The sequence below is a fragment of the Pseudomonas sp. LS-2 genome (assembly GCF_003605735.1).
Taxonomy (GTDB): Bacteria; Pseudomonadota; Gammaproteobacteria; order Pseudomonadales; family Pseudomonadaceae; genus Aquipseudomonas.
Window position 1 is genome coordinate 307143 of sequence record NZ_QXTJ01000008.1, and the last position, 23384, is coordinate 330526.

Below are 23384 nucleotides of genomic sequence, written 5' to 3' on the forward strand. Positions count from 1 at the left end.
CATACCCGCCACATACCCTTGAATATTTTCAAAATAATCTTCAAACAGTGAACCAGAGCACTGCGTGCCACTTCTCAAAAACGTGCCGTTGGGTTGACACGATGCGGCCCATAGGTGTCTCCTTTGCCGCTCTCAAGCACCTGTAACGTTTTTGAGACTGTGACAGCGTCAGCATTTTTTGATCGCTAGTGGCACTTTCGCATTGCGTAACGGTCGCATCGTCGAATGAAAGTGAAACGCTCTTGCACGAGCCGCTAAATGATCGATGACCAACTGCCCACCACGCAATTGTTCATGTCGGAACACTTGTCTGGTCGGGTTTGTAGTTAGCGTCCTACAAGGTGTTCGGACCGTGCTTACCGCATTTTGTACCTGTACGCGTTGTCGCGTGCCCGATCAATCAACGATGGTGCAACCAGGGTTTCAGCCCTTTCATATGCTTGTGACCTGTTGTTGCTGAGCAGGGCGGTAGCGTGCTGCCCCTGCCTCCAAGGAGATACACATGACGATGGACCTTGCCGCGTTGCTCTCGCCCCAGAACCGGCGTCTGTTCAAATTCAAGAACCTCGCCAACCCGGAACAGCAATTGCTGATCGAATCCTTCAAAGGACGCGAGGCACTGTCCCAGGCCTACAGCTTCGAGCTGCTGCTGGTGTGCGAAGATTCGGGCGTGGAACTCAAGTCGATGATGGGCCAGTTGGTGACCATCGAAATCGAACTGGCCACCGGTACTCCCCGCTACCTCGCCGGTTACCTCACACGCTTTGCCAGCATTGGCAGCGACGGGGGCATGGCCCGCTACACCGCGACCCTGAACCCCTGGTTCTCGATGCTGAAGAACCGCTTCGATACGCGGATCTTCCAGGGCAATACCGTTCAAGAGGTCGTCACCCAGGTGTTCGCGCTGTGCCCGGCGTTCTCCCGCCACGAGTTCCGCCTTTCCCGGCCGCAGAAGCGCTACACCTACATCACCCAGTACCGGGAAACCGACTTCAACTTCGTCCAGCGGCTGCTGGAAGAAGAGGGCATGTTTTACTACTTCGAGCACACCGCCGAAGGCCACACCATGATCATCTGCGACGACTCCAGCTCGCTGATGCCATTGCCCGACCAACCGCAGATCCGCTTCCACACCGCGTCCGTCACCGAGACCGCCGACTCCATCACCCAGTGGAGCGGCAACCGCAAATTGCAGTCCGGCAAAATCGCCGTGCAGACCTTCGACTACCGTCAGCCGCATAACCGCCTGCCAGTCTCGATGAACAGCCTGAACAAACAGGGCGACGTCGAGAGTTTCGAGATTTACGACTTCCCCGGCCAGTACACCCACGGCACCTACGACGAAGGCGAGGCGCTGCTGCGCCTGCGGATCGAAGCCCTGGAACTCAAAGGCAAGAGCTTCGAAGGCGCGAGCAACTGCCGGGCCATGAAACCCGGCTATACCTTCGAACTGCTGCAGCACTACGACCACGATCAGGGTAATGCCGAAGACCGCCAGTTCCTGTTGATGAGCGTCGAAAGCGAAGGCCACAACAACTACCTCAACGGCCACCCGGCGAGCTACTACAACACCTTCTCCTGCGTGCGCAAAAAGATCGTCTTCCGCCCGCAGCTCAGCACCCCGCGCCCGACCATCTCCGGCCCGCAGACCGCCATAATCGTTGGCCCGCCCGGCGAAGAAATCTTCACCGACGAACTGGGCCGCGTGAAAATCCAGTTCCACTGGGACCGCAACGGCCAATACAACGACCACAGTTCCTGCTGGGTCCGCGTCGCCCAGTCCGGCGCCAGTGGCGGCTTCGGCAGCATTCAGATCCCGCGGGTCGGCGATGAAGTCGTCGTCGTCTTCCTCGACGGCAACCCCGACCGCCCGCTGATCATGGGCAGCCTCTACAACAGCCAGAACACCCCGCCATGGTCGCTGCCGGCAAACAAGACGCAGAGCGGGTTTCTGACGCGTTCGATGAAGGGCGACGGCGGCACCGCGAACTTCTTCCGCTTCGAAGACAAGTCCGGCGCCGAGCAGATCATCATGCACGCCGAGCGCAACATGGACACCGAGATCGAGGTCGACGAGACCCACCACGTCGGCGCGAACCGGACCATCTCCGTCGGCGGCACGCACACCGAAACCATCAAGAAAGACACGGTCATGAACGTTCAGGAGGGCTCGTTGACGATTCAGGTCGACAACCAGTTCATCCAGGTCAGTGCCAAGGAACACATCATTCTTCAGGTAGGGGACAGCAGCATCACCCTCACGCCTGACGGGATTGAGATCAGGGGCAAGTCCATTTCCACTGTCAGTTCCGGCACGACCCAGATCACTGGCTCTCAAGTTCGCGTCAACGATTAAGGTAGTCACGATGACCAGAACCAGTTTTTACGACCGCATTTCAGAAATACGTGAAGCGGCAGAAGCGTTCGCCCGCCAGCAAGCGGAGGAGGCAGCCAATGCGCCTCCTGTGACCGTCGAGCCTGAGCCGGAACCTGTCACTCCTCTGCGAGATACTCCAAGCAGCTTCAGCTTTGGCGGGTTTGAACTGCTTTTTCCTGAAGGCTTCAGTTTCCGGGATATCCAGACGACTATCGAACACGAAGGTGAACCCGTCGTACTGAACATCAAGCGTCGTGACGTACACGAAGGCGCGACGGTTGAGGGCCTCGTCGATGAGGCAATGCAGACCCTCTGCAAGCTTTATCCGGAGCTGCGGATTATCCGAAAACGCAGTTGCACATTGGCGGGCAGCGCTGCGCAGGCAGTCGACTTTCACTTCAACATCGGACATGCCGAGCGTCATGGCCGCCTGGTAGGCGGCATCGTTCCCGTTGTCGGGAAACAGGCTTCCCAGTGGGTCAGTATCTCTTGCGTGATCGACCCGGCCAGACCGGGCCTCAGTCTTTGGCTGATTGACTTCGACAATATGCTTTCAGGCATGGCAGCCAATTGAGCAGCGCCTTTTTTGATTTCAGGAATTGAGTTCACATGGACTATGAGTTGCAGGAAGGCAGCATCGCACTGCCAAAGGGATTTCAGGACCGCACAGTCAACATGTTTGTTCTGGGAGCGAGCATTCCGTCACCGCTGAGCATCACGGTATCCAGAGACACCCTGCTGCCGTCGGAGGAGCTCAAAGCCTACGTTGATCGACAAGTGAAAATGCTGGCCTCCAAGCTTCGCGGGTACACAGTGCTCGGGAAAAAAGGAGTATCGCTGTCGTCCGGCGCTGCAATTGAAGGGTTCCAGATCGACGCTTATTACGTGAACGAAGGACGCCCTTTTTATCAGCGTCAGGCCGCCTTCCTGATCGAGCCAGGCCGCGCCCTGATTTTTTCCACTACCGCACAGGCCGATTTCAGCCAAGAGCAGAACCGCGACTGGGCTGACTTGCTGGCAAGCTTCCAGCCGCGTCAAACAGGGCAAGCGTCCACCGACTCCAGCGCACAGGAGTAACGCTCATGTTCGAAGCAGCGCGGTTCGGTGATGAGATAGAGCACACCAGTGCCTTGGGGGGATTCCTCATCGGTGCTGCGCTCGGCATAGCGTTGGTCGCCACAGTTGCCATTGCAACATTCACCTGTGGTTTTGGTGTCGCTCTTCTGGCAGGTCTTGCAGCAGGTATCGGAGGTAGCCTGCTCACCGCGGCAGGCGAGGCGGTGGGCAAATGGTTCTCATCGCCCTCCGGTACCATTGTCACGGCTTCATCGAACGTGTTCGTCAACAGCCGCCAAGCTGCTCACGTCGCGCAAAGCCTCGGCGCCTGCAGCAAACACCCCGGGCCGGTCCAAATAGCTGAAGGCTCCACCAACGTTTTCATCAACGGCACGGCTGCGGCGCGTAAAGGTGACAAACTCACCTGCGGGGCCACCATTTCCAGTGGCTCAGGCAACGTCTTGATCGGCGGCGGTACTCATCGTTATCTGCCAGTGGATGACGAAATTCCTGGCTGGTTACGCACCACAGTTGACGTCCTGATGGCCGTCGCCGGTGCTGCCGGCGGTATCGCGCAATTGATCAAGGCCGGTAGTCAGGCAGGCATGAAAGCCATCATGCCGTGCGTCATGAAATTCACCGCAGGTTTCGTTGCCGGTGAAGTTGCCAGCCGCTACGTTGTGGGGCCAGCCATCGAACGCGCTGTTGGCGGCATGACGGGTAATCCGGTAGACCTGACCACCGGGCGTAAGGTCATCCCCGATGAAACGGACTTCAGCCTGCCCGGTTTGATGTCCATCGAGTGGTCGCGTTTCTACGGCAGTGACCTGAACGTCGACAGCGTTCTAGGCCGTGGCTGGGTGCTCCCATGGGAGCAAAGCCTGCGCAGAAGCGGTAGTTTCGTCTACTTGACCGACAACCAGGGCCGCAGTGTTCCCTTCGTCGCCTTGCAACCCGGAGAGCGTGTCTATAACCCTTATGAACAGGTCTATCTGGTCTGTAGCGAGGGCGGGCACTATCTGCTGCAAACCCTCGATAACATCTTCTTCTACTTTGGCGAGGTGCCTGACGGCAATTGCCCTGTACCGCTTCAGCGCATCGAAAACGCACTCGGCCATTTCCTGCATTTCACTCGCACCGTCGATGGCGTGCTCACCGACATCAGTGCTACGGGTGGCACTCGTGTGCACCTGCACTACGACAACCCGCTAGGCCGCCTGACTGATGTCAGACGCGTCGTCGATAACGAAGCAGTCGAAACCCTCGTGCAGTACCGCTACGACGATAACGGCCAACTCACCGAAGTCATCAATCGCAACGGCGATTCGATGCGTCGTTTCAGCTACGCCGAAGGCGTGATGGCGAGCCACAGCAACGCGCTCGGGCTGAGTTGTAACTACCGCTGGGAAACCATCGACGGCCAGCCTCGCGTGGTCGAGCACTGGACCACTGACGGCGAGCATTTCCACTTCCGCTACGACTTCAAACAGCGCACCTCCTGGGCCACCGACGTGCTGGGCCGTGAACTGGAAGTGCATTACAACGGGGACCACCGAGTCATTGCCAGCCGCGACTATGGCGGCGAGCACTACACGATTGACATCGACGACGACGGCAACATGACCGGGCTTACCCTGCCGGACGGGAATCACTTACAACTCAAGTACGACGAATACGCGCGACTGGTGGAAGAAACCGACCCACTGGGTCGTAGTATCAAGTACACCTATCACCACCTGACCACGCTGGTGTCGTCGGTGTCCTACCCGGACGGCAGTGTTTGGAAGACCCGTTACGACGACAAAGGCAACCTCATCGCCGAAACCGACGCCCTCGGCCACAAGACCGAATACCTCAACAGCGACGACGGCCTGCCGCACACCATCATCGACGCGACGCACAAGTCCAAATACCTGTGGTGGAACAGCTTGGCGCAGGTCGAGCGTTTTCAGGATTGTTCCGGCAAAAGCACCTTCTACACATACGACGACCGCCAGCACCTGATTGCCGTCACCGACGCGCTGAATCAAACGACCAGGCTCGAACGCAAACCCGATGGCGAAGTCCTGCGCATCGATCACCCGGACGGCACCGGCGAGTCTTTCACCTACAACGCCCTCGGCCAGGTTCTCACGCACACCGACGGCAAAGGCCAGACCACGCGTCTGCTGCGCACTGCACGCGGGTTGCCGAGCAGCCGCCAGGACGCCAAAGGCCAGCGCATTCGTTACGAGTACGACAAAGCCATTCGCCTCACCGCACTGGTCAACGAAAACAACGCCGCCTACCAGTTTGCCTACGACGCCTCTGATCGCCTGACCGAAGAAAGACGCATCGACAACCTGACCCGCCGTTTCAGCTACAACCTCGGCGGCCATCTGACCCGCGTCGACGAAACCGGCTACCGCGCCCGCGCCGAACGCCCACAACGCAGCACCGAATTCGAACGCGATTCGATCGGTCGTCTGCTGGCGAAACTCAACCAGGATGCACGGCAGGATTACACCTACGACGACGCCGACCGCTTACTGTCCATCGCACGATTACCGACTGCCGTGGGTAAGAAACTCGGCGTCAGCGAAGAAACGCTCACGTTCGAGTACGACCTGCTGGGCCGTTTGATCAAAGAGACCACACCCCAAGGCGCCCTGGACTACGAATACGATCCACTGAGCAACCTCACCACGCTGACGTTGCCCACAGGCCAACACCTCAACCACCTGTACTACGGCAGCGGCCACCTGCACCAGCTGAACCTTGACGGCCAGCTCGTCAGCGACATCGAGCGCGACGACCTCCACCGCGAGGTCTACCGCACCCAGGGCAAACTCACCAGTTGCTTCGGCTACGACACCATGGGCCGCAAACACTGGCAGTTCGCGTCGACCCTGCCAGCGGAAAAGCTGTCACAGGTCCACAACGCCGGCATCCAGACGCAGTTGCTCGTCGAGCACGCCTACAACCCGATCCACCGCCGCTACGAATACGACCCTGCCGGAGAACTGACCCGCACCCTCGACAAGCTGCGGGGCGAGATCAAGTACGAATACGAGGCGAACGGCCAGCTGCACAGCCGCGAAACCGGCAGGATTGCGGACAGCGAAGAGTTCCGGTACGACGCTGCAGCCAATCGGCTGAACTTCAACACCAGCCAGTTCGATCAGGTCAAAGACAACCGCATCAAAAGGTGGCGTGATCAGGAATATGCCTACGATGCCTGGGGCAACTTGATCGAGAAGCGGGTGGGGATTACCACGCTACAAAGCTTCAGTTACGACTGCGAAAACCGTTTGGTCAGAGCCGAAACCTTCACCAATGGCAGGCTCGAGAGTGTCGGCACGTATCGCTACGACAGCCTCGGAAGACGCGTCGGAAAAACAGCCGAGATCAACGGCCAGACCGAGCACAAACACTTCCTCTGGCAAGGCTTGCGGATGCTGCGTGAGGAAACGCCGTGGCAGAGCAGCCTGTATGTCTACGAGCCTGGCAGTTACGCGCCTCTAGCCCGCGTTGACCAAAACGAAGGCGAAGCAGAGCAAAAGGTTTACTACTTCCACACCGACCAGATCGGCACGCCGCTGGAAATGACGGATGTTGAGGGGAGCATTGTCTGGCAGGCGACGTACAAGGCGTGGGGCGAGATTGAAGCGCTGGCGGTGAACGAGGTCGAGCAGAACCTGCGGTTCCAAGGTCAGTATTTCGACGACGAGACGGGGCTGCACTACAACACGTTTAGGTATTACGACCCGGGGGTGGGGCGGTTTATCACGCAGGATCCGATTGGATTGGGTGGTGGTTTTAACCTATACCAATATGTATCGAACCCGATGGCATGGGTTGATCCTCTTGGGTGGGCCTGCTGGAGTCCCAAAAACGTTGCGGGTAGAAAGGTTTATCAAAGGAACGATATTTTTGACCCAAATCACGTAGATGATTTGGGTAAGACAAATATTCAGCGCATGAAAAAGGGCGATGCTCCGATAGGAAAGGACGGTAGCGAAGTAAATCTTCATCACCTGACTCAGGATGAACCTGGATCAATGGCGGAAGTTCTCAGCAGCTTTCATTCTAAGAATGACCGAGTATTGCATATGTATTCAAATCAGTGGGACAAAAGCTGGGTAGGTTCTGATGGATTAAGACGAGTCTATAACAGTGCTCCTCCGAGTATGAACCGCGGTCCGTTCAACACCTGGAAAAAAATTTACTGGAAAGAGAGATCTTTAGATTTTTAAAGGAGGATTTATGAGTTATATAGAGGTTTTAGATGCCGAAATAAAGGCTAGCGGTGAAGAACCGGCGTTCTCGGGTCCAATTGGCGAGCAGGCTATCGCGGAGTTTGAAAGGGCGTTAGGTGTGACATTTCCAGAAAGTTACAGGCTTTTTTTGAGAAAGTTCGGTGCGTTGTCTTTCGCCGGGGATACGTACTACGGAATTACTAAAAGCGGGTTGGCGGCTACAGCAGTTCCAAGCGTGCTATTTGCCACGAACGTTGCACGCGATCAAGGTGATGCTGATAACGGGATGGTTGTGATTAAAGCGTCAGGTTACGGCCCGATTTACTCTATAGATACGGCATGCGTTGGTTCGTCAGGCGAACCGGTTGTAGTGGAAACAGCGCTTTCTTTCAAGCGTGATGGAGCGAAAACTGTGCTGTACCAAAGTTTTGGAGAATTTCTATGTGCCAATGTCAGACAAGCGATCGCAGAGTTGTGAGTTTTTGCTTGTTAGCTGCTTTTGTTCGGGAGTCAGTAGCGCCTCGGTCAGATGGGAGTGTAGGGTAGACATCACCTCAGTTTTGACAGGCCGAAGATAACCGCATCAAGCGCTGGCGCGATCAGGATTACGCCTATAGCGCGTGGGGCAACCTGATTGAAAAACGGGTGGGGCTGAGCACGCTGCAGACCTTCAGCTATGACTGCGAAAACCGTTTGGTCAAAGCTGAAACGTTGGTTAATGGCAAGCTGCAGAGCGTCGGCACCTACCGCTACGACAGCCTTGGACAGCGCATCCAAACGGCCAGACCGAACACAAACACTTTCTCTGGCAAGGCCTGCGGATGCTGCGCGAGGAAACGCCGTGGCAGAGCAGCCTCTACGTCTACGAGCCGAATAGCTACGCGCCATTGGCAAGACTAGATCAGCAAGAGGGTGAGACCGAGCAAAAGGTTTACTACTTCCACACCGACCAGATCGGCACGCCGCTGGAAATGACGGATGTTGAGGGGAGAATTGTCTGGCAGGCGACGTATAAGGCGTGGGGTGAAGTCGAAACGCTCGCCGTGAACGAGGTCGAGCAGAACCTGCGGTTTCAGGGGCAGTATTTCGACGACGAGACGGGGCTGCACTACAACACGTTTAGGTATTACGATCCGGGTGTGGGGCGGTTTATTACGCAGGATCCGATTGGGTTGTTGGGAGGCTTCAACCTATATCGATATGCATCCACCCATTCATGTGGATAGATCCAGAGGGTTTAGCTACTTACAATACGATGCCCGGGAGCTCAGGGTTTCAAAAACATCACATTATTCCTCAGCAATTGGCTAACCATCCAGTGCTCCAAGCATCAGGAATGAATATTCATGCTACAAATAATATAATTTATTTGCCTAAATATGCCGGAAATCATCCAACTCGCACCGTTCACAGAGGATCGCATCCTGCTTATAGTTCAGAGGTCGCAGAACGATTAGACGATATTCATGAAGTAGGGCGAGAAAATGGATGGACCCAAAAGCAGTACAAAGCTGCAACGGATGAACTTATAGTCGAGCGGCGGCAAGGACTTCGGAACGGCAGTGTGAAACTCAACAAAAACTCAGTTAGAAGTGGGACATGCTGAATGAAAATGTTAGTACCTGTTGATCATTATCCGGAAAAGTATTGGCTTTATTATGATCATGAACAAAATATAGATGCCTTGGAGTTTCGTCAGTGCCGCGAGGTGGTATTGCCCAACCACGATCTGCTTCTGCGCTTGAAGGCGAAAGTCAGTGTGAGCGCCTTTCTAAAATATGACTATCTCCTGAGTGATGGGCCGTCTGTAGCTAGCCGCCGTTTCGCTGAAATGATTAAAGCATCTGTTTTCAGTGACTGTATACAGTTTGCTCCCGCAGCAGTAGTAATTAATGGTCAGGTGCATGCGGATTTTTTTGTTATAAATTATCTCCGATCAGAGAAAGCATTTGATATGGAAAAATGTGTATATGCGCCGCTGCTTAAATCCATGCCTGATGGGCCAAAAAAATTCAAGGAAATAATCTTGTTAGATAAGACTCCTGTCAATCCCATTTTTAGGGCTGAGGAAAGTAAGGGGCATATAATTCTTTCGGACGAAGCTGCTACATTTTTTGCTGCTAATAAAGTGATAGGTTTGGATTCTGTAGATTCTAAAACAGGTCTCTAAAAGCTTTTATGTCTTAGCCATCCTCGGCGTTGCCGTCTGAAAAGCCTGAATAGGCAGAGCGACGTCGAGAGTTTCGGGATTTACAACTTCCCTTGACCAGTACATCTACGGCACCTCCGACGAAGGCGCGAGCAACTGCCGGGCCATGAAACCCGGCTACACCTTCGAACTGCTGCAGCACTACGACGACGATCAGGGCAATGCCGAAGACCGCCAGTTCCTGTTGATGAGTGTCGAAAGCGAAGGCCACAACAACTACCTCAACGGCCACCCGGCGAGCTACTACAACACCTCCTCCTGCGTGCGCAAAAAGATCGTCTTCCGCCCGCAGCTCAGCACCCCGCGCCCGACCATCTCCGGCCCGCAGACCACCATCATCATTGGCCCGCCCGGCGAAGAAATCTTCACCGACGAACTGGGCCGCGTGAAAATCCAGTTCCACTGGGACCGCAACGGCCAATACAACGACCACAGCTCCTGCTGGGTCCGCGTCGCCCAGTCCGGCGCCAGTGGCGGCTTCGGCAGCATTCAGATCCCGCGGGTGGGCGATGAAGTCGTCGTCGTCTTCCTCGACGGCAACCCTGACCGCCCGCTGATCATGGGCAGCCTCTACAACAGCCAGAACACCCCGCCATGGTCGCTGCCGGCGAACAAGACGCAGAGTGGATTTCTGACGCGTTCGATGAAGGGCAAGGGCGCCAATGCCAACTTCTTCCGGTTTGAAGACAAGGCGGGCGCCGAGCAGATCATCATGCACGCCGAACGCAACATGGACACTGAAATCGAGGCTGATGAAACGCATGACGTCGGCGGGAACCGAACGATCAAAGTTGAAGGCAAACATTCTGAAACCATCAAACTGGAAACCAGTATCGCGGTCGAGGAGGGCTCGTACTTCGTCACCGTCGACAAGGGTGAAGTCAAGATCAAAGCCGCGACGTCCATCACTCTGGAAGTAGGTTCCAGCAAGCTCGTCATGAACTCCGACGGGACGATCACCTTGTCTGGCATTGAGGTCAATGTCGAAGGGAAATCGATCATCAACCTGAATAAATAAGTTGCCGGACAAGGAACGCCCAAATGCGGACAAGCATGTACGATCGCATCTCCGAAATAAGAGAGCTTGAGGAAAAACTAGCGGAAGAGGCACGACTGGCGAAAGAAGCCCTGCCACCACCCCCAGAGCGTTTTCATACCAACGAACTGAGTTTCATCCGCCCGGTAGGTTTCAAGGACAAAACATTTCACGTCTTCACATTGACAGATATTGGGCCAAGTCCGCTGTCGGTGGTCATTGGTCGCTCGGTGGTCGAAGAAGACGCCGAGCTGGAAAGCGTGGCTCAGCAATTGCTCAGCGAGTTAGGCAAATCCCTGTCTCATCTGCAATGGATCGAGCCGCTGTTTCCCGTTCAGATTGCCGGCGTCGATGCGCGCCAGGTGGAATTCAAATGGCGTCAGCAGGGCCAGCCGGTGCATCAGCTCCAACTGATCTTTCTGCATCGGGATGAGCAGGACCAGCCCTTGATGATGCAGATCACCGGCACCAGTAATGGGGCTCAGGGAATGACACCCGCTGAACGCGCTGCGTTTTTTTCCATCGTCGAGACACTTAAGTTGCGAAGCAAGCCTACCCCCGACGATCAGGGCGGTGGACAGGCTGCGTTGGCATGAGTGCGGCGGCAAGGGTTGGGGATCCCATTGAGCATTCTTCTGCGTTGGAAGGGTTGCTTTTGGGATTGGCGGTGGGTGCCGCTGCCGTAGTTGTTGCCGCTGCCGCTGGCGTTTCAATCGTAGCTTCTGGGGGATTGGCGGCTGTAGCAGTCGTGGGTGCTGTAGTAACCATGTCGGCAGGCGTCGGCGAGCTGCTTGGCAGCCTCTCGTGGTGCGCGAACACGGCCGGGCAAATATTTAAAGGGTCCCACAATGTTCATACGAATGGCAAACCTGCTGCTCGCGCCCACTTAGATACTGCAGCTTGCGAAAAGCATGGATCTGCCCCGCAAATAATTGCCGAAGGCAGTGATACCGTTTTCATCAACGGTCAGCCCGCCGCTCGAGTGGGGGATCATACTGTTTGCGACGGGAAAATCAGCTCGGGATCTAGTAACGTTAATATAGGCGGTGGTACAAAAAAGACTGACGATATTAACCCGGAAGTTCCTTTGTGGCTTCATTTGACACTGGGAGTGATTGGAGTCGGTAGCGCCGCCGTGTTGACCACTCCCGCCATTGCAATAGCTGGTCTGTTTGGAAGTTTACTGGGCGGAGTGGGAGGTAACCTGTTAGGTGGTCGCTGGTATGGCGAGGATTCGAATGGCCAGAAGTTGATGACGTTCGGTGGTGCGTTTGTCGGTGGCGGGCTAGCTGGTAAAGGGCGGCAGTGGTTTGATGCGCGGTATGAGTTCAAGCAGGAAGGGCTGGGCTCACTCTTCGGAAATCTGAAAGTTTCAAAACGGCCGACTATTCCCCCGCCAAACTCTAAAGGTGTCTCTCCAGAGGTCTATCAGAAGTTGAGGGCTAGAACTCCGAGCAAAGAAATACAGGCGATGGTAAATGAGAATGTTGTACTTCCAATGGAAGATCCAGCACTGCCGGGACTGGAAATCACAAAACCTTTGCACGCTGATCACGTTGTCCCAATGAAGCAGATCACAGAGATGGATGGATTTAACCAGTTGAGTTTTGATAAGCAAGTTGAAGTATTGAATTACAAACCAAATTTTTCGCCTTTGAGTGAGACCGCTAATACGTCGAGAGGCGCTAAGACGTTCGAGCAGTGGACGCGTTACAAAAAAGGCGGCGTAGATGTTGATCCAAAATTCAGAGCTAGTATGATGGAACGTGCAAGCAAGCTAGAGGCTGAGCTGCAAGATAAAATTTATAGTTTTCTACCATAAAGGCGTGGGGTTGCGATGACATTTGATGACGTGGTAGATGCCGTTAGGCAAAGGTTTGTCGGTAGTAATGTTTACTTTTCTCCCAGCGATGTGCCGGCGGGGCTCGTTATTCCAAATGAGTGGAAGGATTTTGGACTTGGTTCTGTAAGCGCTTCTAAATTTCCCAGAGCTTGGCAAATGTTTGCAGATGAGCTTCCATGGGTACTTTCTTTATTAGATCTATGTTTAATTGGGACCGCCATATTGGAGAGTGACCCTATCGAATTGTTGTACATTTTTCATGATGCAAATGGTCTTTATTATTATACAGGGGGGCTGCCACTGGATACTAGCCGCCCTCTTGGCACGAAATTCCCGTTCAAGGGTAAGGTTTCAGAATTTTATCAAGGTTTGCATAATGGTTTTACTTTCTTTCCAGCGCGATCCATGGGGCCTCAGAGAGTAGAGGATTTTACATGTGTTGCGGATTTGATTGACGAAGAAGACACCGAATTTGCATCTAAATGGATAACTCTGCTTTCTAATGGTGCAGGCGACTACTTGGCCGTTGATTTGGCCAGTTTAGACCATGACAAAGGGGTCATATGGTGGCACGAGGAACCTCTAGAGCCTGAGATTGATATGAATGTTTTTGAAGTAATGAATACTTGGATTTCGATCTTTCTCGAGGATACTCAGCCTCGGGCTAATGTTATATCTGGCTAGATTGAATCAAGCATATAAGGTTTTCAAAGGGTTGAGCCATTAAGAGGAGGAAAGATAGAGAGTATAAAAAAATCTGCAAGGGACGAGCTCCCAAGTTATTCGGTGTATTTCTTTCTGGATGAGCTACCTTCCGAGATCGAAATACCAGAAAGCTGGTCTGGGTTTGGCTTGCACGCCGCTTCTTCTCTCTGGATTTCTAGCGAGAGGAAATGTTTCTCATCAGTGCTGCCCACTGTTTGTAAATGGCTTAATACGTGTGTTATCGGTACTCACTGGCGTCAGGTGACAAAAATTATTTGGTTTATATCTATCGCGAAAATAATGAAATTGGTCTTTACTTTGGTAGAGACCCCGTTGCCCAAGGGTTGGCGGCGCCTAATCTTTCTATCCTCGTCGCAGACATCGAGTTCTATCCCTGGTGGCATGAACAACAAGAAATTCCAGAGCGGAATGTTAATGCTTGGGCGGTGATTGATGCATGGATGAAGATTTTTCTAAAAAATTTTGATTGTAACGAAAGTATTTTCGGCCTTTAAATGGGCGTCATCAGCAAGCTGTGTTAAGCGCATTTTACCTTCGGAGCGCTCTAAAATGGATCTTAGTTAACCCGGTAACTCATTCGGGAAATTTCCTCTAGCTCAAGTACGCCGATCACTCGCAGGAAGCGTCGGCCGTCCTACCCGGACGGCAACTCCTGGAAAGCCCACGTTACGACGACAATGGCAACCTCATTGCCGAAACCGACGCCCTCGGCCACAAGACGGAATACCTCAACAGCGACGACGGCCTGCCGCAACACCATCATCGACGCGACGCACAAGTCCAAATACCTGTGGTGGAACAGCCTGGCGCAGGTCGAGCGTTTTCAGGATTGCTCCGGCAAAAGCACCTTCTACACATACGACGACCGCCAGCACCTGATTGCCGTCACCGACGCGCTGAATCAAACGACCAGACTCGAACGCAAACCCGATGGCGAAGTCCTGCGCATCGAACATCCGGACGGCACCGCCGAGTCCTTTACCTACAACTCCCTCGGCCAGGTTCTCACGCACACCGACGGCAAAGGCCAGACCACGCGGCTTTTGCGGACGGCGAGGGGATTACCCTCCAGCCGCCAGGACGCCAAAGGCCAACGCATTCGTTACGAGTACGACAAAGCCATTCGCCTCACCGCACTGGTCAACGAAAACAACGCCGCCTACCAGTTTGCCTACGACGCCTCTGATCGCCTGACCGAAGAAAGACGCATCGACAACCTGACCCGCCGTTTCAGCTACAACCTCGGCGGCCATCTGACCCGCGTCGACGAAACCGGCTACNCGGTCGTCTGCTGGCGAAACTCAACCAGGATGCACGGCAGGATTACACCTACGACGACGCCGACCGCTTACTGTCCATCGCACGATTACCGACTGCCGTGGGTAAGAAACTGGGCATCAGCGAAGAAACGCTCACGTTCGAGTACGACCTGCTGGGCCGTTTGATCAAAGAGACCACACCCCAAGGCGCGCTGGACTACGAATACGATCCACTGAGCAACCTCACGACGCTGACCTTGCCCACAGGCCAACACCTCAACCACCTGTACTACGGCAGCGGCCACCTGCACCAGCTGAACCTTGACGGCCAGCTCATCAGCGACATGGAACGCGACGACCTCCACCGCGAGGTCTTTCGCACCTAGGGCAAACTCACCAGTTGCTTCGGCTACGACGCCATGGGCCGCTAACACTGGCAGTTCGCATCGACACTGCCAGCGGAAAAGCTGTCACAGGTCCACAACGCCGGCATCCAGACGCAGTTGCTCATCGAGCACGGCTACAACCCGATCCACCGCCGCTACGAATACGCGACGCTAGTCCAAATACCGTCGAGTCGAAAAGAGGAAAGCCAGCCCCAAGCGTGCTTCCCTTTTCGCGTTCAGCCTTCCGTGGAACTACGTCCGCTGGTGCCGCAGCAACTCTCGTTCGAGGGCGGTCATGGCGTCTTGCAGGGCGCGTGCATGATCGGCGATCACGGTGTCCTCTACGGCGCTCTCGCAGGCGTGCTCAAGGGTTTCGCACAGGTCGATCACCTGGCGGGCGCTGATGATTCTTGCGGCGCCCTTGATCTTGTGGGCGACGTCGCGGATGTCCTGTCTTTTTCCAGGCAGGCTCGCTTCGGCCAGTTCGCGGGCGTCGTCGCGACAACTGCTGATCAGTTGATCGATCAGGGACTGGATCATTTCCGGTCTGTTGCCGGTCAGGGCCACGATACTGCTCATGTCAAACGCGGGAGGGCGGGTGGGATTCCTGGTGTCCGAGGGGCGCACGCCGATTCGCGACAAGCGATCATTGAGGGCAGTCAGGCTGATCGGTTTGAACAGGCAATCGTCCATGCCCGCTTCGCGGCAGCGCTGTTTTTCTTCCGGTTGCGCGTTGGCGGTGAAGCCGAGAATCGCGCACGGCACTTGTCCATGTTCGTGCTCATGCAGCCTTATCGCTCGGGTCAGGTCGTAGCCGTTCATGACGGGCATGTTGCAATCGACGATGACCAGATCGAAATGCCGAGCCAGCCAGTGTTCCAACTTGAGCACCTTGCTCGGCGACGTCGCAGCGATGGCCCAGAAACTCGAGTTGCTGGCAGAGCAGCAGGCGGTTGGCGGGGTGGTCGTCCACCACGAGAATATCCAGCGTGGTGGCATCCTGTTCGCTGTTGTCGCGGGGCGCGGGCAGGTTTGGCAGGGGATCGAGTGTCGTCAGTTCGAATGCCATTCGCACCTGCGTCCCTTGGCCCGGTTGGCTGTCGAGGGTCAGGGTCCCGCCCATCATTTCGCACAGGCTGCGACAGATCACCAGCCCCAGCCCCGCACCGGTCCTGGCCAGTTGCCCGCTGTTATCGGCCTGGGCGAAGGGGGCAAACAGGCGTCGCTGATCGTCTTCGGTGATGCCGATGCCGCTGTCTTCGACGATGACCTCCAGACGGATCTGTTGTTCGTGGCCGGCATCTTCGGCTTGCAGGCTGATGCGGATCTGCCCCTGTTGGGTGAACTTGATGGCGTTGCTGATGAGGTTGGAGAGGATCTGTTTGAATCGCAGGGGGTCGATCAGTACATCGATGTTGGTCCGGCTGTCCAGATCCAGATGCAAGCCCAGACCCTTCTGCCGCGCCAGGCCGTCGAAGACCCGCACGACCGATTCGACGAGCTGTCGCAGATTGGCCCGTTCGGGGCTGAGGGTCAGACGTCCTGATTCAATGCGGGCGATGTCCAGAATGTCGCCGATCAGCTCCAGCAGGTCCTTGGCCGAGCTGTAAGCGACTTCGATGGCGGGGCGGTCCAGATGGCCTTGGTCGGCGCGCATGAGCGCCAGTTCGAGCATGCCGATCACGGCGTTCATCGGCGTTCGTATTTCGTGGCTCATGGTCGCCAGAAACGTGCTCTTGGCCCGGTTGGCATCATCGGCCTGCTGCTTGGCGGTCTGCAGGTCTTCGATCAACTGACGACGTTCGCTGATGTCGATCCAGCCACCGATGATGCCCTGGACTTTCCCCAGCGAGTCCCTGAACGGCAGGATCCAGTGGTAGATGGTCAGCGAACGCTCGCCGATGTGCAGGGCGCGGTCGAGGATCAGTGGTTTGTCTTCGGCCATCACTTGCTGGTAGTCGGCCACATACTGCCGGGCTTCCTGCATGTCGCTGAGCGGCCCGTCGAGAAAGCTCTTGCCGATGACGTCTTCGCGTCGTGAAGAAAACGCGGTGAGGTAGCTGTCGTTGCACATCTGCAGCAGTCCGGCCCGGTCGCGCACGTAGATCGGGTGAGGGGTGCCGTTGACCAGCGCGCTCATGAATTCGAACTGATCGCTCAATGCCCGTTCGGCGCGTTCGCGTTGTTTGATTTGCCGGCGCATCCAGGCGTTCCAGGCCAGCGAACCGAGCAGCAGCAGGCTTGCGCCGATGATGATCTGGTAGACCAGCAACTGGTGATCTTGCCAGGTGCCAGTGCCGGTGCCAGTGGGCATGTAGGTGCGCCAACGATTGTTGATGACGGCCAGATCCTCTGGCGCGATGCTCGACAGGGCCTTGTCGATGATCGAACTCAGCTCGGTGGCATTGCGTGAGGTGGCCATGGCGATGCGTGCCGGCTCCTGTCCGACCGTGACACGCATCTGCAAAGCATCCTGCAGTGCGCGTGAAGACAGAAAGTAACTGGCGCTGAACAGCGACGTGATGGCGCCTTCCACCCGACCATGGGCCAGCAGGTCCAGTGCCTGAGCGGGGTTGTCGACTTCGACGGGGTAGATGGTCGGGTAGGTCTTGCGCAGGTAGGGCAGGACGGGGCTGCCCAGCGTCAGGGCGACACGCTTGCCATCGAGCTGGTCGAGATTGGCCGGTCCCGAAAGCTCCTTGCGGGTGACCAGGACGAACGCGTTGTCCATGTAGGGGCGGCTGAAGTTGAAGCGGTTTTCGCGCTCGTCGCTGGACGCCATTGCGCCGATCAGGTCCGCCTGCCCCTGTTCCAGCCGGTTCATCATGTCGCTCATGCTCGCGGCATGGCTGATCTCGAACCGCAGGCCGGTGCGCAGCCTGATCAGATCCAGCAGGTCGGCGGTGATGCCGCGAAAGTTTCCACTGGCATCGAAGAAGGTCAGCGGTGTGTAGGCATCGTTGATCACCACACGAACGGTCGGGTGCTGGGTTATCCAGCGCTCTTCGCGTTGGGTCAGTTGCAGTTTCTGGTCGGTGAGCAGCAGGTCGGTGCCGCCTCCCCAGCGCTTGGAGATCGCGATGCGCTCTTCGATGGGAATGCCCTTGAGGACAAGGTTCACGAGCGCCAGCAGTTCGGTATTGTCCGCCTGCACCGCGAAGCTGAAGCCGTTGGCTTCATGCTTGCCGAAGTTGGCCATCTGAATGTTGTTCAGATAGCCCTTGCTGATCACGTAATGCGTGGAAATCGCGTCGCCGAGGAAGACGTCTGCCTGATTGAACGCCACGGCATTGATCGCGCTTTGGAACGAGGGGAAGGTTTGCAGGCTGGCCTTGGGATACAGCGCGCTGATTTCTTCTGGCGGCAGGTAGTGATAAAGCATGCTCAGGCGCACGCCATTGAGATCACCGGTCAAGGGCCGGGTTTCCCCCGTGCGGGTCACCAGCACCGGCTGGTCGGCCGCGTAAGGTAGCGACAGGCTGATCCGATTGGTAGCCGCTTCGTAGCCATTGGCGCTACCCAGTAGATCGATTTCGCCGTTGATAAGGGCGTCGAGGGCCTTGCCACGGGTTTCATAGCGCATGACCCGCACTGGCAGGTCCAGCGCACGTCCCAGAATGCCGGCGTAGTCGGCGGTGAAGCCTTCGTAGTCGTGGCCGGTCAGGGTCATGTCAAAAGGGGGGTAGTCCGGGGCCGTGGTGCCCAGAACCAGCTCGCGCTTGTTGCGCACCCACTGCCATTGCGTCCGGTCCAGCGTGACGTCCATGTGCGCCGGATTGGAGCGGCTAAGCAGGGTGTAGCGTTCGGCCGCCACGGATCGGGCCTGTACCAGCAGGCTCAGACAAACGAGTGCAGCCGCTATCCAATAGTCCTTTAACCCCTTCGACATCCTGTTTCTCACACTAGCGAATTGCGTTTTGCCATCTCGATAAGTTCTACCAGAGTCTTGGCTTTGAGTTTATGCATTAAACGTGTCTTGTAAGTGCTGACGGTCTTGTTGCTGAGAAACATGCCCTTGGCGATCTCCTTGTTTGTTCGACCTTGGGCAAATAATTGCAGCACCATCAATTCGCGATCATTGACCAGTTTGAAACGCTCGAGTTCGTTCGGGTCTCCGTCCCTTTCGGCATTGGCGCCGAGTGCCTGACTGGGAAAGTAATTGTAGCCGGATAATACGGCTTTTACCGAACTGACAAGTTCCGTGAGGTCTTCCTGCTTGCACACATAACCGGCCGCGCCGGACTGCATGCAGCGTATCGCAAAGAGGGCGGGGGCTTGTGCGGTCAGTACCAGGATCTTCGAAGGCAGGTTCATGGCATTGAAGCGCGACAGCACTTCGAGCCCGTCCAGCTTGGGGATGCTGATGTCGAGGATGATGAGGTCGGGCATGCATTCGCGCACCAGTTGCATCGCGTCCACCCCGTTATCGGTCTCGCCGACGATCTCGTAGTTTTCGTTTTCCAGCAGCATTCGGATGGCCATACGAATGACCGGATGATCGTCGATGATAAAAACTGAGTTCATGATTCAATCCATAGCAGGCAGCGAAGAAAGCGCGCACCTTATCGCAGATGTTCAAAGGCGCACATGAACGGAAAGGGCCGGTGGCGATATATAGGAAACTTCCTACAAAAATTAGCGTATTGACTCACGTCGTTACTCGTGTCGCCCATAAATGTTTAAAAAAGTCGAGATTATTCGGCGTGAAAATAGTTATCAGGAAGTCGTTGTTTATTTCGATTGGGAATGTTCCTACGCTCTAACGGGGTGGTTGCTACGGAAGCAACTCATGTCATGTTTAGACGGTAATGCTTGCCGGGGCCGAGTCGATAGCAAGTGGTTCTCTCGTCCTGAGCGGCCGCCGCCAGCGTCGGCCGGTGAATCTCACATATGGTCGGAGCCCGAGGAAATGAGGCGAAAGAGTTCCAGCGTATTCAGCGGTTTGTTCAGGCAACCCAGTAATGGCAGTCCCTTGTCCTGCGCCCGGGATTGAAGGTCGAGCAAGCGCGAAGGTGCCAGGCCGCTGAGCAGCACGGCGTCGCGGATCAGGCCACGCTGGCTTGCGAATTCGATCAGGTCGATGCCCTCCATGCCGGGCAGGCGTTGATCGCACAGCAGCAGGTCGTAGGGTTCGGCACTGCGCTCCAGCGCCACAATGGCCTCGCTCGCATTCAACGCGGGCGTCAACAAGTACAGCCCATGGTTGTTAAGCAGGATCTGCAAGGCTATGAGCTGAAACGGGTGGTCCTCTACCAGCAGGATTCGAAGGTTATGTTTGTGCATCGGGGCTTCCAGGCGGTTGCAGTGGGCGGTTGTCCGGGCGCAGGCACAAGGCGGAACGCTCGACAGAACGGGTGCGAATGAGGCATCGGGTGAGTTTTGGACTGGGGTCCAGACGGGTGGGGCGGGCGGATTATTCGGCAGGGATCTGAAGGCGGCGATAGGGTGTTTCCGGCTGACGTGTAGGAAATATCCGAAGTTGAGGTTTTCTTTTCTGCGGGCGTGAAGAGAAAAGCCCGGAACCTTGAAGGAGTCCGGGCTTTTGGCTGACAGTTATCGGCTAGATGGGACTGGAACGCCCGGTCATTTCTCGGGCCATTTCGCTGGCGTAGCTGTCGGTCATGCCGGCGATAAAGTCGATCACCCGCAGGAACGACGTATGCAGCGGCCATTTGGGATCAGGTGCGTTGTTGCCCAGCAAGTCGAGGATGCGTCGGCTCTTGAACGACGGCGTATGGCCGCCGAACTGTTCCAGGGCAGCGCCGCAGAAGGCGTTCAGCAGGATCTCCAGCGTGGTGTAGGCGCCGATCTCGTGCAGCGTCTTGCGCTTGTCTTGAAAGATCTTCTTGCGCGCCATGTCCTTGGCGCTGAGCACGCAACGCTTGGCCGGGCCGTGCATGTGTTCCACCAGATCGCCCTGCAACGTACCGGCGAGCAGGGCGTCTTGCTGCTCGACGAAGGCGCGTGCCGCGGCGTTGGTCAGGTGTTCGATGGCCTTGCCGCGCAGAATGGCCAGCTTGCGGCGTCGCGAGTCATTGGGCCCGAGCTGGCGATAAGTCTCCGGCAGGTCGTCGCCCACCAGCCCCAGCAACAGCGATTCCACTTCGGGATAGCTCAGCAGCTCCATTTCCAGGCCATCTTCCAGGTCGATGAGCGCGTAGCAGATGTCGTCGGCCGCCTCCATCAGGTACACCAGCGGATGCCGTGCCCAGCGTTGGTCTTCCAGCTGCGGCAGGCCGAGTTTGCCGGCGATCTGTTCGAGGATCGGCAATTCGCTCTGATAGCAGCCGAACTTGTGTTTCTTGTAGCCCAGTGAGTCGGCGTGGCGCGCGGTCCACGGGTATTTGAGGTAGGTCCCCAATGTCGCATAGGTCAGGCGGGTGCCGCCCTCGAACTGGTGATATTCCAGTTGCGTCAGGACGCGGAAACCCTGAGCGTTGCCTTCGAAATTGAGGAAGTCGTTGCGCTCCACCTCGCTCATGCCGTCAAGCCAGCCCCGGCCGGCCGCCTGCTTGAACCAGTTGCGGATGGCGTCTTCGCCGGAATGGCCGAAGGGCGGGTTGCCGATGTCGTGCGCCAGACACGCTGATTGCACGACCATGCCCAGATCGCTGGGCTCGCACCAGTCGGGAAGGGCACCACGCAGGGTTTCGCCGACTCGCATGCCCAGTGAACGGCCCACGCAGCTGACTTCCAGCGAGTGGGTCAGGCGGGTGTGGATATGATCGTTGCTGGTGACCGGATGGACCTGGGTCTTGCGCCCCAGACGCCGGAAGGCGCCGGAGAAAATGATGCGGTCATGGTCCTTGTGGAATGGGCTGCGCCCCAGTTCTTCAGGGCTGTGCAGGGTCTTGCCAAGGCGCTCGCGGGTGAGCAGTGTTTGCCAATCCAAGGCCGGTACTCCATCGAGTGATTACCGGCCTAGCTTCCCGGTTCGTCAATCGGGCTGCAAGCGGAAGATGGCAATGCGAGGCGAATCAGAAACCGACGGCGTCGACATCGATCAGCAGCAGGCGCTGGCCGTTGTCGAAGAACTGTCCTGCGGTCAGGCAATACTGATTGCTGGTGGCGTCGCGGTAGGTGTTGGACAAGGTCAGCCGACGCTCATGCCAGCCCTCGGCGAGCAGATGGTAGAAGTAGGGCCGCCACGACCAGTTATGGCCCAGGTAGCGCGTATCGGCGATCCACGCGCCGTTGCGCCATTCAAGGTTGGGTGTCAGTTGGGTGCCGTGTCGGTCACACTGATAGAACCGCAGCAGCCACGGGTATTCCTGGACCTCGGGCAGATCGCCCAGCGGCGCATCGCCTTCTGCCCACGCCTGCAAGCGCAGCATGAGCTGGCTCAACTGCTTGCGCAGGTTCATCAGCCGTTCACGCTCGACCACCTTCTGCATCACATAGCGGTCGCGCAGTTCGGCGAATCGTTCGACGAATGCGTCGGCGGCGAAGAACTCCGTCTCGGCCTGGGCGAAGAGAAAGCCCTGCACGTAGCGCGAGCCGCATTCGAGTGCAAAATTCAGCTCCGCTTCTGTTTCCACACCCTCGGCGATGATCCAGCAGCCGGTCTTTTCGGCCATCTGTGCCAGGGCCTTGACCACGTCGCTGCTTGGCCCGCCGCGGGCGGCGGCCTGAAACAATCGCATATCAAGCTTGAGAATGTCGGGTTGCAAGGCCAGCACACGGTCGAGCTGCGAATACCCCGCGCCGAAATCGTCAATGGCAATCCGCGCGCCAGCCTCCCGATAACGGGCCACGACGTCACTCAGGCGCTGGCTGTCGCCGCCCAGTTCGGTGATCTCGAAAACGATGCGTTGCGCCGGGATACCGTGGCGCTGCAACTGCTTGAGGCTCGGCAGCGGCTGGTCGGGTCGCAGGCGACTGATCCAGCGTGGCGAAATGTTCAGGCTCAGGAACCAGTCGCTCGGGGCTTCATGCAGGCGCCCCAGCGCGTTGTCGCGAATCAGACGGTCCAGCCGGCGCAGTTCGGCGGCAGGTCTACGCGGGTCGGCGAACAGCGGGCCGACCGATTGCAGACGACCGTCTTCCTGCCGCAGGCGACCCAGTGCTTCTATACCCGCGATGCGGCCAGTGGCGGTATCGATGAACGGCTGAAAGCAGGCTAGCGGTTGCCCATCGATCACATGGCCTCCTCGGTAGTTATTGGCATTCTTGTTCAGACAGAGCTGTTCAGGCAGAGCTGTTTGAGCAAAGCGATTCAGGCAAAAAAAACAGCGCCTTTGCCCATGTGAACCAT

14 protein-coding genes and 5 pseudogenes are annotated in these 23384 nt (G+C 56.6%); 14 read left to right on the plus strand and 5 right to left on the minus strand.

The window, feature by feature from the left end:
* Window positions 1-502 precede the first annotated feature (502 nt).
* From tssI (D3M70_RS05710) to D3M70_RS32710, 14 genes and pseudogenes are all read left to right on the plus strand, one after another.
* On the plus strand, window positions 503-2356 hold the full coding sequence (gene tssI / locus D3M70_RS05710; RefSeq protein ID WP_120124925.1) for a type VI secretion system tip protein TssI/VgrG: 1854 nt from the start codon (window positions 503-505) through the stop codon (window positions 2354-2356).
* A gap of 10 nt (window positions 2357-2366) precedes the next feature.
* The gene (locus tag D3M70_RS05715) at window positions 2367-2951 is read left to right on the plus strand and encodes a hypothetical protein (RefSeq protein ID WP_120124926.1); all 585 of its coding nucleotides are present in this window, start codon (window positions 2367-2369) and stop codon (window positions 2949-2951) included.
* A 35-nt stretch (window positions 2952-2986) separates the two neighbouring features.
* Window positions 2987-3454: a DcrB-related protein gene (locus D3M70_RS05720; protein WP_120124927.1), complete on the plus strand. Its 468-nt coding sequence runs from the start codon at window positions 2987-2989 to the stop codon at window positions 3452-3454.
* 5 nt (window positions 3455-3459) lie between these two features.
* Window positions 3460-7668, plus strand: a complete 4209-nt coding sequence (locus tag D3M70_RS05725) for an RHS repeat-associated core domain-containing protein (protein ID WP_120124928.1) — start codon at window positions 3460-3462, stop codon at window positions 7666-7668.
* A 10-nt stretch (window positions 7669-7678) separates the two neighbouring features.
* Window positions 7679-8149 carry an SMI1/KNR4 family protein gene (locus D3M70_RS05730; protein ID WP_120124929.1) on the plus strand — a complete coding sequence of 157 codons (471 nt, stop codon included), beginning with the start codon at window positions 7679-7681 and terminating at the stop codon, window positions 8147-8149.
* 86 nt (window positions 8150-8235) lie between these two features.
* A pseudogene (locus D3M70_RS05740) lies at window positions 8236-9277 on the plus strand (RHS repeat-associated core domain-containing protein); the annotation flags it as partial.
* Window positions 9278-9841: a hypothetical protein gene (locus tag D3M70_RS05745; protein WP_120124931.1), complete on the plus strand. Its 564-nt coding sequence runs from the start codon at window positions 9278-9280 to the stop codon at window positions 9839-9841.
* 36 nt (window positions 9842-9877) lie between these two features.
* Window positions 9878-10898, plus strand: a pseudogene (gene tssI, locus D3M70_RS05750) (type VI secretion system tip protein TssI/VgrG); the annotation flags it as partial.
* 23 nt (window positions 10899-10921) lie between these two features.
* Complete coding sequence (locus D3M70_RS05755) at window positions 10922-11512, plus strand: DcrB-related protein (protein WP_120124932.1); 591 nt, start codon at window positions 10922-10924, stop codon at window positions 11510-11512.
* Window positions 11509-12738 carry a PAAR domain-containing protein gene (locus tag D3M70_RS05760; RefSeq protein ID WP_120124933.1) on the plus strand — a complete coding sequence of 410 codons (1230 nt, stop codon included), beginning with the start codon at window positions 11509-11511 and terminating at the stop codon, window positions 12736-12738. The genes D3M70_RS05755 and D3M70_RS05760 overlap by 4 nt, the downstream gene beginning before the upstream one ends.
* A gap of 15 nt (window positions 12739-12753) precedes the next feature.
* Window positions 12754-13443 (plus strand): SMI1/KNR4 family protein, encoded by a 690-nt coding sequence (locus D3M70_RS05765; RefSeq protein ID WP_120124934.1) that lies wholly within the window; start codon window positions 12754-12756, stop codon window positions 13441-13443.
* Window positions 13444-13739: 296 nt separating this feature from the next.
* Complete coding sequence (locus tag D3M70_RS05770; RefSeq protein ID WP_120124935.1) at window positions 13740-13979, plus strand: hypothetical protein; 240 nt, start codon at window positions 13740-13742, stop codon at window positions 13977-13979.
* 138 nt (window positions 13980-14117) lie between these two features.
* A pseudogene (locus D3M70_RS32705) lies at window positions 14118-14765 on the plus strand (type IV secretion protein Rhs); the annotation flags it as partial.
* Between the two features lies 1 nt (window position 14766).
* A pseudogene (locus tag D3M70_RS32710) lies at window positions 14767-15295 on the plus strand (RHS repeat domain-containing protein); the annotation flags it as partial.
* 87 nt (window positions 15296-15382) lie between these two features.
* Here D3M70_RS32710 and D3M70_RS05780 read toward each other — a convergent pair.
* From D3M70_RS05780 to D3M70_RS05800, 5 genes and pseudogenes are all read right to left on the minus strand, one after another.
* Window positions 15383-19019: pseudogene (locus D3M70_RS05780) on the minus strand (transporter substrate-binding domain-containing protein).
* Between the two features lie 8 nt (window positions 19020-19027).
* Window positions 19028-19654, minus strand: a complete 627-nt coding sequence (locus D3M70_RS05785; RefSeq protein WP_120124936.1) for a response regulator transcription factor — start codon at window positions 19652-19654, stop codon at window positions 19028-19030.
* A 360-nt stretch (window positions 19655-20014) separates the two neighbouring features.
* Complete coding sequence (locus D3M70_RS05790) at window positions 20015-20413, minus strand: response regulator (protein WP_120124937.1); 399 nt, start codon at window positions 20411-20413, stop codon at window positions 20015-20017.
* 277 nt (window positions 20414-20690) lie between these two features.
* Window positions 20691-22022 carry a deoxyguanosinetriphosphate triphosphohydrolase gene (locus D3M70_RS05795; RefSeq protein WP_120124938.1) on the minus strand — a complete coding sequence of 444 codons (1332 nt, stop codon included), beginning with the start codon at window positions 22020-22022 and terminating at the stop codon, window positions 20691-20693.
* 85 nt (window positions 22023-22107) lie between these two features.
* Window positions 22108-23271 (minus strand): EAL domain-containing protein, encoded by a 1164-nt coding sequence (locus D3M70_RS05800; RefSeq protein WP_120124939.1) that lies wholly within the window; start codon window positions 23269-23271, stop codon window positions 22108-22110.
* Window positions 23272-23384: the final 113 nt, after the last annotated feature.

Excerpts from the sequence above, each read along its gene's own strand:
- D3M70_RS05765 (WP_120124934.1), top strand. The coding sequence starts at position 12,754 with ATGACATTTGATGACGTGGTAGATGCCGTTAGGCAAAGGTTTGTCGGT.
- D3M70_RS05785 (WP_120124936.1), bottom strand. The coding sequence starts at position 19,654 with ATGAACTCAGTTTTTATCATCGACGATCATCCGGTCATTCGTATGGCC.
- D3M70_RS05720 (WP_120124927.1), top strand. The coding sequence starts at position 2,987 with ATGGACTATGAGTTGCAGGAAGGCAGCATCGCACTGCCAAAGGGATTT.
- D3M70_RS05730 (WP_120124929.1), top strand. The coding sequence starts at position 7,679 with ATGAGTTATATAGAGGTTTTAGATGCCGAAATAAAGGCTAGCGGTGAA.
- D3M70_RS05745 (WP_120124931.1), top strand. The coding sequence starts at position 9,278 with ATGAAAATGTTAGTACCTGTTGATCATTATCCGGAAAAGTATTGGCTT.
- D3M70_RS05760 (WP_120124933.1), top strand. The coding sequence starts at position 11,509 with ATGAGTGCGGCGGCAAGGGTTGGGGATCCCATTGAGCATTCTTCTGCG.
- tssI (WP_120124925.1), top strand. The coding sequence starts at position 503 with ATGACGATGGACCTTGCCGCGTTGCTCTCGCCCCAGAACCGGCGTCTG.
- D3M70_RS05715 (WP_120124926.1), top strand. The coding sequence starts at position 2,367 with ATGACCAGAACCAGTTTTTACGACCGCATTTCAGAAATACGTGAAGCG.
- D3M70_RS05790 (WP_120124937.1), bottom strand. The coding sequence starts at position 20,413 with ATGCACAAACATAACCTTCGAATCCTGCTGGTAGAGGACCACCCGTTT.
- D3M70_RS05725 (WP_120124928.1), top strand. The coding sequence starts at position 3,460 with ATGTTCGAAGCAGCGCGGTTCGGTGATGAGATAGAGCACACCAGTGCC.
- D3M70_RS05755 (WP_120124932.1), top strand. The coding sequence starts at position 10,922 with ATGCGGACAAGCATGTACGATCGCATCTCCGAAATAAGAGAGCTTGAG.